Annotated in this window: 14 protein-coding genes; 6 read left to right on the top strand and 8 right to left on the bottom strand. The window is 69.4% G+C overall.

What is annotated here, in order from left to right; translation table 11 throughout:
* The coding region (locus RWO33_RS10260; RefSeq protein ID WP_314104739.1) for a thioredoxin family protein at window positions 1-1,231 on the top strand (1,231 nt) is incomplete at its 5' end.
* Complete coding sequence (locus RWO33_RS10255; RefSeq protein WP_314104738.1) at window positions 1,228-1,839, top strand: TlpA disulfide reductase family protein; 612 nt, start codon at window positions 1,228-1,230, stop codon at window positions 1,837-1,839. The genes RWO33_RS10260 and RWO33_RS10255, both read left to right, overlap by 4 nt.
* Window positions 1,840-1,870: 31 nt before the next feature.
* On the opposite strand, the gene RWO33_RS10250 is transcribed toward RWO33_RS10255, so the two are convergent.
* The 7 genes from RWO33_RS10250 to RWO33_RS10220 form a co-directional block, all read right to left on the bottom strand.
* A complete protein-coding gene (locus tag RWO33_RS10250; RefSeq protein ID WP_314104737.1) occupies window positions 1,871-4,495 on the bottom strand; it encodes an excinuclease ABC subunit UvrA in 2,625 nt (874 codons plus the stop codon).
* 60 nt (window positions 4,496-4,555) lie between these two features.
* Window positions 4,556-7,093, bottom strand: a complete 2,538-nt coding sequence (locus tag RWO33_RS10245) for a methyl-accepting chemotaxis protein (RefSeq protein WP_314104736.1) — start codon at window positions 7,091-7,093, stop codon at window positions 4,556-4,558.
* A 172-nt stretch (window positions 7,094-7,265) separates the two neighbouring features.
* Window positions 7,266-8,063: an NAD(P)H-binding protein gene (locus RWO33_RS10240; RefSeq protein ID WP_314104735.1), complete on the bottom strand. Its 798-nt coding sequence runs from the start codon at window positions 8,061-8,063 to the stop codon at window positions 7,266-7,268.
* 17 nt (window positions 8,064-8,080) lie between these two features.
* Window positions 8,081-9,088 carry a bestrophin family ion channel gene (locus tag RWO33_RS10235; protein ID WP_314104734.1) on the bottom strand — a complete coding sequence of 336 codons (1,008 nt, stop codon included), beginning with the start codon at window positions 9,086-9,088 and terminating at the stop codon, window positions 8,081-8,083.
* A gap of 31 nt (window positions 9,089-9,119) precedes the next feature.
* Entirely contained in the window at window positions 9,120-9,626 is a 507-nt protein-coding gene (locus RWO33_RS10230; RefSeq protein ID WP_314104733.1) for an Ohr family peroxiredoxin, read from the bottom strand.
* 24 nt (window positions 9,627-9,650) lie between these two features.
* Window positions 9,651-10,406, bottom strand: a complete 756-nt coding sequence (locus RWO33_RS10225; RefSeq protein WP_314104732.1) for an SDR family oxidoreductase — start codon at window positions 10,404-10,406, stop codon at window positions 9,651-9,653.
* A gap of 131 nt (window positions 10,407-10,537) precedes the next feature.
* On the bottom strand, window positions 10,538-11,572 hold the full coding sequence (locus RWO33_RS10220) for a LysR substrate-binding domain-containing protein (protein WP_314104731.1): 1,035 nt from the start codon (window positions 11,570-11,572) through the stop codon (window positions 10,538-10,540).
* Between the two features lie 244 nt (window positions 11,573-11,816).
* On the opposite strand from RWO33_RS10220, the gene RWO33_RS10215 reads away from it, so the two are divergent.
* The 4 genes from RWO33_RS10215 (at window position 11,817) to RWO33_RS10200 (ending at window position 14,393) form a co-directional block, all read left to right on the top strand.
* Entirely contained in the window at window positions 11,817-12,296 is a 480-nt protein-coding gene (locus tag RWO33_RS10215; protein ID WP_314104730.1) for a carboxymuconolactone decarboxylase family protein, read from the top strand.
* 11 nt (window positions 12,297-12,307) lie between these two features.
* Complete coding sequence (locus RWO33_RS10210) at window positions 12,308-12,715, top strand: cupin domain-containing protein (protein WP_145479013.1); 408 nt, start codon at window positions 12,308-12,310, stop codon at window positions 12,713-12,715.
* Window positions 12,716-12,794: 79 nt separating this feature from the next.
* Complete coding sequence (locus RWO33_RS10205; protein ID WP_145479012.1) at window positions 12,795-13,682, top strand: RNA polymerase sigma-70 factor; 888 nt, start codon at window positions 12,795-12,797, stop codon at window positions 13,680-13,682.
* A 75-nt stretch (window positions 13,683-13,757) separates the two neighbouring features.
* Entirely contained in the window at window positions 13,758-14,393 is a 636-nt protein-coding gene (locus RWO33_RS10200; protein ID WP_314104729.1) for a DNA-3-methyladenine glycosylase, read from the top strand.
* Between the two features lie 50 nt (window positions 14,394-14,443).
* Here RWO33_RS10200 and RWO33_RS10195 read toward each other — a convergent pair whose 3' ends face one another.
* On the bottom strand, window positions 14,444-15,076 hold the full coding sequence (locus RWO33_RS10195; RefSeq protein ID WP_314104728.1) for a M23 family metallopeptidase: 633 nt from the start codon (window positions 15,074-15,076) through the stop codon (window positions 14,444-14,446).
* Window positions 15,077-15,095 lie beyond the last annotated feature (19 nt).

Raw genomic sequence — 15,095 nt, 5'->3', positions numbered from 1 at the left:
GGGCAGCAGCGGCGCGGCGCCGACCACCCTGGTCGCGGCGCTGCTGCTGGCGCTGGCCGGCGGCCTGGTGCTCAACCTGATGCCGTGCGTGCTGCCGATCCTGTCGCTGAAGGTGCTGGGCGTGGCACAGAGCGGGGAAAGCCGGCAGCGTGCGCGCAGCCATGCCCTCTGGTACACCGCCGGCGTGCTGGTGGCTTTTGCGGCGATCGGTGCGCTGGTGCTGGCGCTGCGTGCGGCCGGCCAGGCCGCCGGGTGGGGGTTCCAGCTGCAGCACCCGTGGTTCATCGCCGCGCTGGTGTACCTGATGTTCACCGTCGGCCTGAGCCTGTCGGGTGTGTTCACCCTGGGCGGCAGCTTGGGCGGCGTGGGCCAGTCGCTGGCCTCGCGCAGCGGGCCGGTCGGCGATTTCTTCACCGGCGTGCTCGCCTGCGTGGTGGCCAGTCCGTGCGTGGCACCGTTCATGGGCGCGCCGTTGGCCTATGCGTTCACCGCGCCTGCGCTGCCGGCGATGCTGGTGTTCCTGGTGCTGGGCCTGGGCTTGGCGCTGCCGTTCCTGTTGATCGGCTTCGTGCCGTCGCTGGCCAGTCGCCTGCCGCGACCGGGTGCCTGGATGGAAACGCTGAAGCAGGTGCTGGCGTTCCCGATGTACGGCACCGCCCTGTGGCTGCTGTGGGTGCTGGGCAAGCAGCGCGGCGTGGACGCGATGGCGCTGGTGCTCGCCGGGCTGGTGGTGGTGGGCCTGGCGCTGTGGTGGTTCGAGCGCAGCCGCTGGCGCAGCCACCGGGTCAGCGCGGCATTGGCCCTGGTGCTGCTGCTGGGTGCGCTGGTACCGGTGTGGGCGGTGACCCGCATCGAAGCGCCGGGCAAGGTGGCAGTGGCCAGCGCCGACAACGTGGTCGCCTACTCGCCGCAGATGCTCGACCGCCTGCGCCAGGACAACCGCGTGGTGTTCGTCAACATGACCGCCGACTGGTGCGTGACCTGCAAGGCCAACGAGCGCGCGGTGCTCGGAACCCATGCCTTCGAGGAAACGCTGCGTCGTACCAACGCGGTGTACATGCGCGGCGATTACACCAACGTCGATGAGGAAATCACGGCGTTCCTGGACGAGCACAAGGCGGTGGGCGTGCCGCTGTACGTGGTGTATGGCCCGGGCGCGCCGCCCACCGTGCTGCCGACCGTGCTGACCCAGGCGCTGGTCGAGGAAGCGCTGCTGCGCACCGCGCGATGAGCACGTCGCCGCCCCGCACCTCGCTGATGGTTGTGGCGGCGGTCGCTGCGGTGCTGGGCATGGGGACGGGCGCGTATTACTTCACACGCGCGCCGGAGACGACGCGCTTTGCCGCCGTGGACCGCGCTGCCGCGGTGCCGGCCAGACCGGGCGATGCGATGCCGGCGATCATCCTGCCGGACGTGGATGGCACGCCGGTGGATTTCGCCGGCTTCGCGGGCCGCCCGTTGCTGATCAACGTGTGGGCCAGCTGGTGCGGGCCCTGCGTTGAAGAGATGCCGATGCTGGCGGCATTCGCGGCGGCACAGCCCAGTGATGGCGTGCAGGTGGTGGGATTGGCCATTGACACGCCGGAGGGCGTACGCGACTTCCTGGATCGCGTGCCGGTGACCTACCCTATCGTCATCGAGCAGCCTGCGCCGGATGACGCCAGCGTGCGCTTGGGCAACGCCCAGGGCCTGCTGCCATACACGGTGCTGGTGGGTGCGGACGGGAAGATCGTCAAGCAGAAGCTGGGGCCCTTCGCAGACGGGGAGGTCGAACGGTGGGTGGGAAGTACCGACCCACGGTCGGTACCTACCGTCGCGGCGCCGGCGACTACGCGGTAGGTGCCCACCGCTGGTGGGTACGGATGCCCACTCAGGCGAAAAACCGCCGCAGGTAGGCCGCTGTCCTGCCGGCTTTCGACCGGCTTACCTGCGCTGGCGTTCCTTCGGCCACGATCTGCCCACCCTGCTCGCCGGCGCCCGGGCCGACGTCGATCACCCAGTCCGCATCGGCCGCCACGCGCAGGTCGTGCTCGACCACCACCACCGTGTTCCCGGCATCGACCAGCCCGTGCAGCTGCGCCATCAGCTTGTCCACGTCGGCCGGGTGCAGGCCGGTGGTCGGTTCATCCAGCACGTACAGGGTGGTGCCGTGCTGGCTGCGCTGCAGTTCGGTGGCCAGCTTGATGCGCTGCGCTTCGCCGCCCGACAGCTCGGTGGCCGGCTGCCCCAGCCGCAGGTAGCCCAGGCCGATGTCGCGCAGCAGCTGCAGCGGCCGCTGCACCACCGCTTCATCGGCGAAGAACGTCAGCGCTTCCTCCACCGTCATCGCCAGCACCTGCGCGATGTTGCGGCCGCTCCATTCCACCTCCAGCGTTTTGGCGTTGTAGCGCTGGCCGTGGCAGGTCGGGCATGGCGCGTACACACTGGGCATGAACAGCAGCTCCACGTGCACGAAGCCCTCGCCTTCGCAGGTTTCGCAGCGTCCCTGGGCGACGTTGAAGGAAAAGCGGCTGGCGCTGTAGCGACGCGCCTTGGCCATGCGCGTGCCGGCAAACAGTTTGCGCACGTGGTCGAACAAGCCGGTATAGGTGGCCAGGTTCGAACGCGGCGTGCGCCCGATCGGCTTCTGGTCCACGTTGACCAGTCGCGTGATCCGGGTGTGTCCCGCGTGCAGCCGGCCACGCGTGCGTTCGATCCGGCTCGGCCGCGGCAGCTCATCGTCGCTGTCCGGGACGTCCGGCTCATGGCCAAGGTGCTCGCCGACCAGTTCCACCAGTGCCTGGCTGACCAGGCTGGACTTGCCCGAGCCGGAGACGCCGGTCACTGCGCAGAACGCGCCCAGAGGGAAGCGCGCATCCAGCCCATGCAGGTTGTTGCGGTGGATGCCGCGCAGTTCCAGCCAGCCGGCGGGCGTGCGCGGGCTGCGCGTGGCACGGTCATGGCTGCCGAACAGGTAGGGCGCCGTGGCCGAGGCCGTGATTGCGCGCAATCCCTGCGGCGGGCCGCTGTACAGCACCTGCCCGCCGTGCTGGCCGGCACCCGGACCGACATCCACCAGCCAGTCGGCCCGGCGCAGCATGCCCAGGTCGTGTTCCACCACGAACAGCGTGTTGCCGCCGGCCTTCAGCTGGTCCAGCGCCTGGTACAGCGCTTCGCCGTCGGCCGGGTGCAGCCCGGCGGTGGGTTCGTCCAGCACATAGACCACGCCGAACAGGCTTGAGCGGATCTGCGTGGCCAGGCGCAGCCGCTGCAGCTCCCCCGGTGACAGCGTGGGGGTGGCGCGGTCCATCGACAGGTATCCCAGGCCCAGCGCCTCCAGCGTACCGATGCGCTCCACCAGGTCATGGGCGATGCGTTGGGCAGCAATGCGCTTCTCCTCGGACAGGTCCGGGGTACGGCGCACGTCGCTGCTGCCGCCGTGCAGCAGCCCGCCCTTGGCCACGCGCTGCTGCTCGGCCCTGCGGCCCGCGGCACGGCTGCGTGCGGCGCCGCGGGCGGGCGCATCGAAGCGACCCTCCGCGGCCGGTCGCAGCACGTCGGCCATGGCCGCCAACGACAGCTGCGAGAGCGCGCCGATGTCCATGCCCGCGAAGGTGACCGACAACGACGCACGTTTGAGTCGCTTGCCATCGCAGACCGGGCACACCGTGCCGACCATGTAGCGCGCCACGCGCTTCTTCATCATCGCGCTCTGGGTGGTGGCAAAGGTATGCAGCACGTAGCGGCGCGCACCGCTGAAGGTGCCCATGTAAGCGGGCTCCTCCTTGCGGCGCACCGCAGCGCGGGTTTCGGCGGGGGTGAATCCGGGGTAGACCGGAACCACCGGCTGCTCTTCGGTGAACAGGATCCAGTCGCGCTGCTTCTTCGGCAGGTCGCGCCAGGGAATGTCGACGTCATAGCCCAGCGTCACCAGGATGTCGCGCTGGTTCTGCCCATGCCAGGCCGGCGGCCACGCGGCAATGGCGCGTTCGCGGATGCTCAGCGAGGGATCGGGCACCATCGACTGCTCGGTGACTTCATACACATGGCCGAGGCCGTGGCAGTTCGGGCAGGCCCCCTGCGGGGTGTTCGGCGAGAAATCCTCGGCGTACAGCATCGGCTGCCTGGCCGGGTAGGTGCCGGCGCGCGAGTACAGCATGCGCAGCAGGCTGGACAGCGTGGTCACGCTGCCCACGCTGGAACGCACGCTGGCGGTGCCGCGCTGCTGCTGCAGGGCCACCGCCGGCGGCAGGCCTTCGATGGCATCCACGTCCGGCACGCCGACCTGGTCGATCAGGCGGCGCGCATACGGCGACAGGGATTCCAGGTAGCGGCGCTGCGCTTCGGCGTACAAGGTGCCGAAGGCAAGCGACGATTTCCCTGAACCGGAAATGCCGCAGAACACCACCAGCGCGTCGCGCGGGATGTCCACGTCGACGTTCCTGAGGTTGTGCTCGCGGGCGCCGCGAACACGGACGAAAGCGCCTGGCTGGACGATGCGGGTGGGCTTTTTCATGCGCACGAGGATAGCGCCGGGCGCGTGCAGGAAATGCGCACCCGCCGGCCGGCCCCGGCGCTACGCGATCCTGGCCGGGCGACGCCCGCTGCTGCGCGACAGCTCGAAGGCCGCCACCGCTGCCGACAACAGCCCGGCCTGGCGCTGCATCGCCTGCGCCGACGCCGAGGCCTCCTCCACCATGGCCGCATTCTGCTGGGTGCTGCCGTCCATCTGCAGCAGGGTCCTGCCGACCTGTTCGATGCCCACGCTCTGCTGCTGCGACGCTGCGGAGATGCTGGCGGTGATCTGCGTCACCTGCTCCACGCTGCCCACGATGCGGGCCATGGTGGCACCGGCCTGGTCCACCTGGTGGGTGCCGGCGCTGACGCGTTCCACCGATGCTTCGATCAGGCCCTTGATCTGGCGTGCGGCGTCGGCGCTGCGCTGGGCCAGCAGGCGCACTTCGCCCGCCACCACGGCGAAGCTGCGGCCCTGTTCGCCGGCGCGGGCAGCTTCCACTGCTGCATTGAGGGCCAGGATGCTGGTCTGGAACGCGATGCCGTCGATCACGCCGGTGATGTCGGCGATGCGCCGCGACGACGCGGCAATCTCGTGCATCGTGGATATCACCTGCGCGACCGACGCGCCCCCTTGGGCGGCGATGCCCGCCGCATCCACGGCCAGGCGGTTGGCCTGCTGCGCGGAGTCGGCATTCTGGCGCACCGTAGCCGTCAGCTCTTCCATGGACGAAGCGGTTTCTTCCAGGTGCGCGGCCTGCTGCTCGGTGCGCTCGGCGAGGTCGCGACTTCCGGCCACGATTTCGCCGGCGGCGCCGTTGATCGCCACCGATGCATGCTGGATGCGGGCCACGATGTCGGTCAGCTGCTGGACACTGGCGTTGGCGTCGTCGCGAAGCTGGGCGAACACGCCCTGGAAGTCGCCCTGCATGCGCACGCGCAGGTCGCCGCGCGCCAATGCGGACAACAGCCCCTGCAGCTCGACCAGGTTGCCCTCGAAGGTGTCCAGCAGGCGGTTGATGCTCATCGCCAGGGTGCGCACGAAGCCGTGCTTGTCGTGCACCGCGATGCGGGCGCCCAGCTCGCCTTGCGCGGCCGCGTCAACCAGCGCCGCCACTTCGGTTTCCACCGTGGTTTCCAACGCGCGACTGCGCCATTCCACGGCCACGCCCAGCAGCTGGCCGTCATCCAGGATCGGGTTGAAGGCAAGCTGGTAGCGAACGCCGTCGTGTTCAATCTCGCGCGTACTGGCACGGCCGCTGGACAGCTGCGCGGCGGTCTCGGCGAAGACCGGGTGCAGCTCCTGCGCCGGTCGCCCGCGCCATGCTTCCACCGCAGTGCCCAGGGTGGTGCACAAGGCCTGGTTGAGGAAGCCGATGCTGGCGTCGGGCTCGAGCACCATCAATCCGGTCTGGGCGCTGTCCAGCGCCTGGCGTGCCCGGGTGTTGTCGCGTGCGGCTGCGCGTTCGGACTCGATCCGCGCGCGCAGCCGGTCCTGCATGTGCACCAGCCGTTGCGCCAGCTGGCCGAATTCGTCGTGCGGGTTGTACACCGGAAGCAGGGTCTCGAGACGGTCGTCGGCGATGTCCTCCGCGAACCGCAGGGTGTCGGCGAGCGGTCGGTTCAGTGCCCGCAGGGTCAGCAACAGCGTCGCGATCAGCAGCGCGGCGACCATCAGCAGGGTGACCACGAAAACCAGGGTCATGCCGCGCGCCTGGCGCTGCAGCTGGGCGCGCGCGGCGTCCAGTGCGGCTGCCTGCGCGTGGTCCAGCTGCGCCAGCGCGGGCGCGATCTGCTCGGCGGTATCGGCCAGCGACTGCGCCTCCACGTCCAGCCCGACACGTGCGGCGGTGTAGGCCAGCAGCGCCCCCTGGTAGTCGTCCATCGCGGCACGCAGCGCGTCCTGGGTGGCGCCGGACAGGCCGGCCGCCGACAGGGCGAGCTCGAATGGCAGTTTGGCTTCACTGGCACGATCGGTATGCGCCGAATCGCCGCTCAGCAGAAGCAGCGCCTCCTGGCGTCGGATCGCCTGCCATTGCGCCTCCAGCGCAGGCCGCGCAGTGTCGGCCAGGGCTGCATCCATGCGGGTGGCGGCCGCCTCCAGCTGCGCGCGCAGCCCGGTCTCGCCGCGGCCCATCTCGTCCACCCGCGCGTTCAGCGCGGTTATCCCTTCGGCAAAACCACCGATGCGTTCGGACAGGGACTGCAGTGCCACGCTGCTGCCAGCCGAGGTTGCTGCGCGCTGCAGCGCCTGCAGCGACCCCTGCAGCCCCGCACGCGCCTGCTCCAGGGCCTGGCGGTCGGCATCATCGAAACGGGTGGCATAGCTGGTCTGCAGTCGCCGTGCCTCGGCAACCCGGGTACCCAGCGCTGCCACCAGACTCGTCGCCTGCTGGTGGCGTGCGAAGGTGTCTGCGGCATGCTCGCTGTTGTAACGCGTCCACGCATATACCGCTGCGACCGCCAGCAGGCCGATCGCACAGGCGACCAGGCTGGCCTTCAATTTCTGCGCTACGCTCAACCGCTGCAGCGCCGACTTGCCGCGCGCGAGCGCGCGCCAGGTGGGGAGGGACCCGCCTCGGCGGGGGACGGACGACATGGCGCGCTCCAGAGGGAATGACGCACCTGTATCGGCCGCACTGGGCGGGACTTTAGACTGGAGTTAATTTGCCCTGCCCTGCGTCCCCCGCTGGGCCTGTTGTAGCCTGCGCAGACGACCGGACGATGACGAAACCGACGCTTTCAACGCGGGGCGCGGCGGGTCGCCGGCGCTAGTACGCCTGGGCCAGCGGACTGGGCAGGTTCACCTGGGCCGGGCCGAGGCGCACATGCGCGGCCAGCCAGTCGGCGAAGCGGGTGGAACCCAGCAGCGCGCCCGGCTCCGGCGTCAGCGTGGTGTCCTTGAGCAGCGCACCGTAATAGCGGGCATCCGGATCGGCCACGACCGGGCGATCGTCCTGGTTGAAATACATCACCCACTCCACCAGCTCGAACAGGCGGTGGCATTCAGGGCCGGCGATTTCCACCATGCGCCGGCCCGGTGCCGCGGTGGCCACCTGCGCGACCAGGGACGCCAGGTCGTCGGCGGCCACCGGCTGCACCTTGGCCGGCGACAGGTGCAGCGCCTGGCGCACGACCTGCGGCGCCACCAGCTGGGCCATGAACTCATGGCACTGGGTCGCACGGACCAGCGTGGAGCGAAGCCCCGACTGCCGGATCAAGCCTTCCTGCACCGCCTTGGCGCGGAAGTAGGGGCTTTCCTGCAGGTAAGGCGTGCCCACGATGGACAGCGCCACCAGGTGCTGCACCCCTTCGCGTTCGCAGGCAGCCAGCAGCCGGGTGGTGGCGCGCTGGAAGAAGTCGCCCACCACGGGGTCATCGAAGCGGGGCGCATTGGAAGCGTCCACCACCACGTGGGCGCCCGCCAGCACCGCTGCCAGGCCCTGCCCGGTCAGCACGTCCACGCCGCTGCGCCGCGACGCAGCGATCGCGTCGTGGCCCTGCGCTGCGAGCACATCCACTACCCGGCTGCCGATCAGCCCGTGCCCGCCAATGACGACGATCTTCATATGCCTGTTCCTTGGGGTTACAGCACGATGGGACTGGCCGGTTCCTGCTGCTCGGGAACATCGCGTTCGTCCAGCAGCTGGCGCAGGTCGCGTTCGATGGTGCCGCACAGCTGCGAGATCGGGATGTCGTTGGCGCCGCCCTCGAACGGATTGGCGCTGCTCTCGCCGACCTGGTCCAGCGCGGCGTACATCCACGACACCAGGACACTGAGCGGAATGGCCAACCACAGCATGTGCCCGGCCATGGCGCCGCCCACGGTGTCGTTCATCGGTGCCAGCAGGTCGATCATGCCCAGCGGCAGCAGCAGGCACAGGATGCGCACGAAGATCACGTTGATCACCGCGTACTGGCGCGGATAGGGATAGTTCTTGAGTCGTTCGCTGCGTGCCTGCTGCTCGTGCAGGTCGCGCAGTGCGCGCTGCAGTTCGGCGAAACTGGCCGGCGGAAGCAGCCCGTCGTCCAGCAGCGCGCGCAGTGCCTCGCCCTGCAGCGACAGCACTTCGGTGGCTTTGCTGGACACCCCCAGGATGCGCGAGCGCTCTTCGGGGCTGACGTACTTGATCAGCTCGACATCCAGCGTGCGCACTTTCTCCGGCACCTGGTAATGCTTCCGGTACTCCACGTTCGGCAGCTGCTGCTGCGTTTCCCAGGGCCGGCTCTCGCGCATCTGGTAGCGCAACGCGGTCAGCCAGCCCAGGTGCCGGTACACCAGCCGACGGGTCTGCCCGGGATGGCCGACATGGTCGCGGCACATCGTGCCCCACGCCCGACTGGCCGCAGTGATCGATGCCCAGACCTGCTGCGCCTCCCACAAGCGGTTGTAGGTCTGGGTGTTCTTGAACCCCGCGATCAGCGCCACGCTGGTGCCGAGCATGAAAATCACGTTCCACGGCACCGCCAGCCAGTGCAGGCCGCCCAGCTGGTACAGCGCCACCAGGGTCACGTCGAGCAGGATCAGCGCGTACAGCGGACGGCGCGTCCACAACAGGAATTCGGTGAAGGAGTAGGAGCGTCCGGCGTGCATGATGGGTTTCTCCAGCCAGGGGGTGCGCCCTTCATGGCGCTTCGGTGGGCACTACGCTCACCACGTGGGTGATGCCGTTGCGGAACATCTTTGCGTAGGGGCATACGCGCTCTGTATTGCGTACCAGCTCGGCGGCGACGCCGCTTTCCAGGCCCGGCAGGTAGGCCTCCACTTCCGCCGACAGCAGGTACAGCCCGTCGATCGGATCGCGCGAGAACGTCACCGAGACCTCGATGCAGGCATCCACCAGGGCCAGCCCGGCGCGACTGGCCAGCAGGTTCATCGCGCCGTGGAAACAGGCCGCGTAACCGGCCGCCAGCAGCTGCTCGGGGTTGCTGCCGCCACCGGGCCCGCCCAGCGACGGTGGCAGGCGAAGATCCAGCTGCAGCGCGCCATCGTCGGACGTCACCACCCCCGACGCACGCCCGTGCCCGGTCTCGCCGCCCCTCACCCGCACCCGCCCGGTGTAGAGCGGACGCACCTCATCGCCCCGGTACTTGTCGAGAACGGCCGGCGATGGCGGCTTCAGGTCGGACATGGCAGCTCCACGCGATACGGAAGGTCAGTGCGCCTGGACGAGCCCGGACTGCTGCAGCCAGGCGTCGAAGCCCTGCCGACCCAGCCACGCGCCGCCTGCCGGCACCAGCGTGTCGGGCTGGAGCTGCGCACCGAAATACGGCGCCTGTGCATCGCCGACCACGCGGCGCGGGTCGTGGGTGCGGTCCAGGAAGCGCTGCGCCAGTTCGTCCATCGGTGCGCGCTCGGGGCCGGCGATTTCCACCACGCCGTTCACCGCGGGCTGCTGCGCCACGCGCGCCACTGCCTCGGCGACGTCGTCGGCGGAAATCGGCTGCACCAGCGCCGTGGGCAGCCGCAGCGCGTTGCCGGCGGACTGGATGATGCCCGGCAGGAACTCGAAGAACTGGGTGGAGTGGATGATGGTGTAGGCGATGCCCGCCTCGCGGATCAGTGCCTCCTGCGCGATCTTGCCGCGGAAGTAGCCGCTGGCGGCGAGCTTGTCGGTACCCACCACCGACAGCGCCACGTGGTGCTGCACGCCGGCCTTGGCTTCGGCGGCGAGGATGTTGCGGCCCGCGGTCTGGAAGAACGCCAGCACGGCCGTGTCCTCGAATGACGGCGAGTTGGCCAGGTCGATCACCACCTCGGTGCCGGCCATGGCCGCGTCCAGGCCCTCGCCGCTGATGATGTCGATGCCGGTGGACGGCGCGGCGATGACGATCTCATGCCCTGCCGCGCGCAGGCGGTCGACCACTTTGCTGCCGATGCGGCCGGTGCCGCCGATGACCAGGAACTTCATGGAAGTGCTCCACTGCTGGAAAGGGACGCCCGGCCATGGCCAGGGCATGGAAGGATGCTAGGCAGGCCGCGCCCACCGCAGTAGGTCCGCGCATGGACGCGCCCTGTTGCCTGCGGGGAACCAATCGCAGTTCATCGCCATGCCCCGGCGTCGATGTCGCGTGCCGGGGCAGCACCCTGCTGTACCGATTCCCAGTGGGTCACCACGTCCAGGTCCAGCGCGCGCACCTCCGCAGTGATGAAGTCGATGAAGGCCCGGATGCGCTTGGGCAGCTGGCGGCGGCTCAGATAGCACAGGTAGTGGCCACGATCATCGGCGGCGTAACGGTCCAGGCAGCTCACCGCCAGGCCCGCGTCCAGCGCGGCACGTACCTGGTAGTTCGGCAGCTGCGCCACGCCCTGGCCCTGCAGCACCGCCTGCAACGCGAGGTCGGCATCGTTGAACACCAGCGCCGACGCCGGTTCCACGCGCAACGGCTGGCCGTCAACGCGGAACTCCCACGGCTGCAGGCGACCGTTGGACTGCCGCTGGCTGATGCAGGTATGCGCGGCCAGCTCGGCCACGCTGCCGGGAATGCCGTGCTGCTGCACGTAGGCCGGTGCCGCACAGACCAGCAGCTGCATCGGGATCAGGTGCTTGGCGATCACCTCGCTGTCTTCCAGCACGCCATCGCGGAAGGCGACATCGATGCGGTCGGCGGCCAGGTCCAGCGCGCGCTCTTCCAGTTGCAGCTCCAGGGTGACCTCGGGAAACAGCGCACGGAACTGCGAAAGCAGCGGTGCGATTACCTTGCGGCCAAATCCCGGGTTCGCGCTGACCCGCAGGTGCCCACGGGGCGGCCCGTCGCGCAGGTCGCGCATCTCCTCCAGCGCCTGCAGGATCCGGTCCACGCCGGGGCGGCAGCCGTCATGGAACAGTTCGCCTTCGCGGGTCAGCGAAGTCGACCGCGTGGTGCGCAGGAACAGGCGCACGCCAAGCTGGCCCTCCAGTTTCTGCACGCTGCGACTCACCGCCGAGCGGCCGATGCCCAGACGGTCGGCCGCGCGCGAGAAGCTGCCTTCATGGGCGACTGCGATGAAGGCCATCACCCCGGCGTAGCTGGCTGAAAAGCCGGTGGTCAGGGGGTCGGCACCTTCGTCTACGGTGCCTGGTTCGGTCAGGGACATGCGGGTGGCACTCCAGGAGGGCGCGCAGCGTCGCGCGGGCAGGCGTGGGCGGCATCGGCATCGGGGGCATTCGCAGTGCTCATGCCAGTCAGACGGACCAGCGCGATGTGCTGTGACAGCCCCGCCCGGCTGGATTGGTGCATTGCGCTCAACACCGTGCGTCCACTGCCCCGGCTACCGGCACGGTCGCTGCGGGCCTAGCCTGCAGCCTCGAATCCGTTCCCCTCTCCCCAGGAGTACTCCCATGACCGAGCGTCTCGACTACCAGAAGCAGGCCCCCGCGCTGTTCAAGAAGCTGCTGGACTACAGCATGGCCGCGCACGCCACCACGATCGAAGAAACGATCCAGGACCTGATCGCGATCCGTGCTTCGCAGCTCAATGGCTGCGGCTTCTGCGTGGACATGCACATCAAGCAGGCCACGATCCACGGCGAACGCCCGCTTCGGCTGCACCACGTTGCGGTGTGGCGCGAGTCCACCCTGTTCAGTCCGCGCGAGCGGGCGGCGCTGGCGTGGACCGAAGTACTTACCCAGCTGCCGGCGCAGGGGGTTTCCGATGAGCTGTACGAGCGCGTGCGCGGCCAGCTTTCCGAACAGGAAGTACTCGACCTGACCCACGCGGTGATGGGCATCAATGCCTGGAACCGCATCAACATCGCCTTCCGCAGCGAGCCGGGCTCGCGCGACAAGGCCTGGGGCCTGGACAAGGCCGGCCTCGACTGAAGGAGACGCCCATGCGCACCCTGATCTGCTCCCTGCTGCTGGCTGCGACCAGCGCTGCCGCCCTGGCCGCACCCTCCCCTCCCGCCGCCCCCGAGCCGGTGGTGACTGCAGTGATGACCACGCCCCTGCCCGAGTATCCGGGCAAGGAAGCCCTGATCCTGACCGTGGAGTACCCGCCCGGCGGGGCCGACCCGGTGCACCGGCACGACGCGCATGGGTTCGTGTACGTGCTGCAGGGCCACATCGTGATGGGCGTGGCCGGCGGCCGCGAGGTCACCCTGGGTCCCGGCGAGGCCTTCCATGAGGGCCCCGCCGACCTCCACACCGTCGGTCGTAACGCCAGCAGCACCGAACCGGCGCGGTTCGTGGTGTTCCTGATCAAGGACGCCGACAAGCCTGCCGTGCTGCCCCCGCATTGAGTTGGGCGTCGGACGCCGCAGGCACGGTGCTTCTTTCCCGGCACTGTTCCTGCGGCGTTCGCTCGTGTTGAATGCCGCGATGGAAACACTCCCCGACCTGTTCACCTCCTTGCGCCCGCGCGTGCTGGGCGTGGCCTACCGCATGCTGGGTTCGATGGCCGAAGCCGAAGACGTGGCGCAGGAAGTCTGGCTGCGCTGGCACGGCACCGACCGCAGTGCGATCGCCAATGCCGAGGCCTGGCTGGTGGCCACCACCACCCGCATCGCCATCGACGAACTGCGCATGGCGCGTCGCAGCCGCGAGCACTACGTGGGCATCTGGCTGCCCGAGCCGGTACCGACCGAGGATGCGGACACGCCCGAACGCCTGCATGAAGCCGCCAGCGACCTGTCGGTCGCGTTCCTGGCGGTGCTGGAACGGCTGGCGCCGGAAGCCCGCGCCGCGTTCCTGCTGCACGATGTGTTCGACCGCGATTACCCCGAAATCGCCCGCATCCTCGACAAGAGCGAGGCCGCCTGCCGCCAGATCGTGCACCGCGCACGCAGCCGTCTGCGCGAAGAGCGCCCGCTGCAGGTCGTGCCGCATCGGACCCACCAGCAGCTGCTGCAGGCCTTCGCCGACGCACTGGACAAGGCCGACCTGAAGTCGATGGTGGCGCTGATGGACAGTTCGGCGCAGCTGATCGGCGACGGTGGCGGCATCGTCAGCAGTTTCCCCAAGCCGATGCTCGGCGGTGCCCGCATCGCCCAGCTGCTGTTCGCGCCCACGCTGCGCCGCCGCGCCGAGCTGCGCATGGTGCCGGCGTTCTTCAACGGCCGCATGGGGCTGCTGCGTTACTTCGGCGACCACCTCGAATCGGCGATGTCCTTCGACACCGATGGCGAGCGCATCACCCAGATCCTGGTCCAGCGCAATCCCCACAAACTGGTGCGGATCGTGGCCCGGCAGCCGTTGTCGCTGCGCTGAGCGACAGCGCCGCCCGGCTTGATGCCACGATGACGGCCCTCGGTGCAAGGTGCAGGTAGTCCCACGGAACCACCCATGCCCGTATCCGCCTCCCCGCACATATCGCTGCCGCCTTCGCGTTGGCGTACCGTGCCGCGTGCGTTCTACCGTCGCCACCCTGCCGAGGTGGCACCGGAACTGCTGAACAAGCTGTTGGTGCGCGACGACGGGCGCGCCGGCCGGATCGTGGAAGTGGAAGCCTATGCCGGCGACCAGGACCCGGCCGCGCACTCGTTTCGTGGCATGACCGCACGCACCGCCAGCATGTTTGGCGAGTGTGGGCACCTGTATGTGTACTTCACCTACGGCATGCACTGGGGCAGCAATGCCGTGTGCGGCGAGGTCGGCCAGGGCTGGGGCGTACTGTTGAGGGCGCTGGAACCCGTGCATGGCATGGCGCTCATCCGCGAAGCGCGCCCGGCCATCCAGCGCGATCGCGAGCTGGCCAGCGGGCCGGGGCGACTCTCGCAGGCGATGGGCATCACCAAAGCGCTGGATGGCGCCGACCTGGTGAAGAATGATCGCGGCATCCGCATCGTGTCCGACGGCATGCCGCCACCCGACGATCCGGTGGCCGGGCCCCGCATCGGCATCAGCCGCGCCGTGGAATTTCCGTGGCGCTGGCACGTGCGTGGGCATACGCATGTGTCCGGCCGGCGGTCGAAGGCGTAACGACCAACGGTCGTTACCTACCGGGGTAGCGCACGACCGTTGGTCGTTACCTACCGGGGTAGCGCACGACCGTTGGTCGTGCGGTGCGCCTTCAGCAGCGGCAGCGGATCGTAGGCGCCATCGGCACCGTAGATCCCCCAGTGCAGGTGCGGCGGCGTGCCGGCCGCATTACCACTGTCACCGACGTAGCCCAGCACGGTGCCTTCACTGACCACCTCGCCTTCGCTCAGGCCATCGCGCCAGTCGTCCAGGTGCGCGTAGTAGTAGCGTTCGCGCGCCGGTCCCACCACCCAGACCTGGCGCCCGCCCAGCCCGCTGTCGCGCACCGCGACGACCACTCCCGGTCCGACGCTGCGGACCGGCGTGCCGCGCCTGGCAAAGATATCCACGCCGGCGTGGGTGCGGTCGCGGCCGCGCGGCGCACCGAAGGTATCGGCAATCCGCCGCGCCGCTACGCCTTCCACCGGCACCGGCAGCGACGACGGCGCTGGCATGCGCGACAGTTCCCACATCGCGCGCGGCGCCTTCAGCCAATCGCCGTTCCACAGGGCCAGCGCCCCAATTCCCAGCAGCAGCGGAAGCAGCAGCCAGGCCAGCCACCGGCGCAGGGCGAACGCCGGCGAACGCGGGCTTGCATGGGTGGCAGGTGCACTATCGTTGTCGGGCGGAGGCGTCGGATTCATGCCCCATAGCATCGCAGAC

It is taken from the genome of uncultured Stenotrophomonas sp. (assembly GCF_963519925.1).
GTDB lineage: Bacteria > Pseudomonadota > Gammaproteobacteria > Xanthomonadales > Xanthomonadaceae > Stenotrophomonas > Stenotrophomonas maltophilia_AE.
Note: the sequence above shows the minus strand (reverse complement) of the source record. Positions and strands in the feature narration are given on the sequence as shown.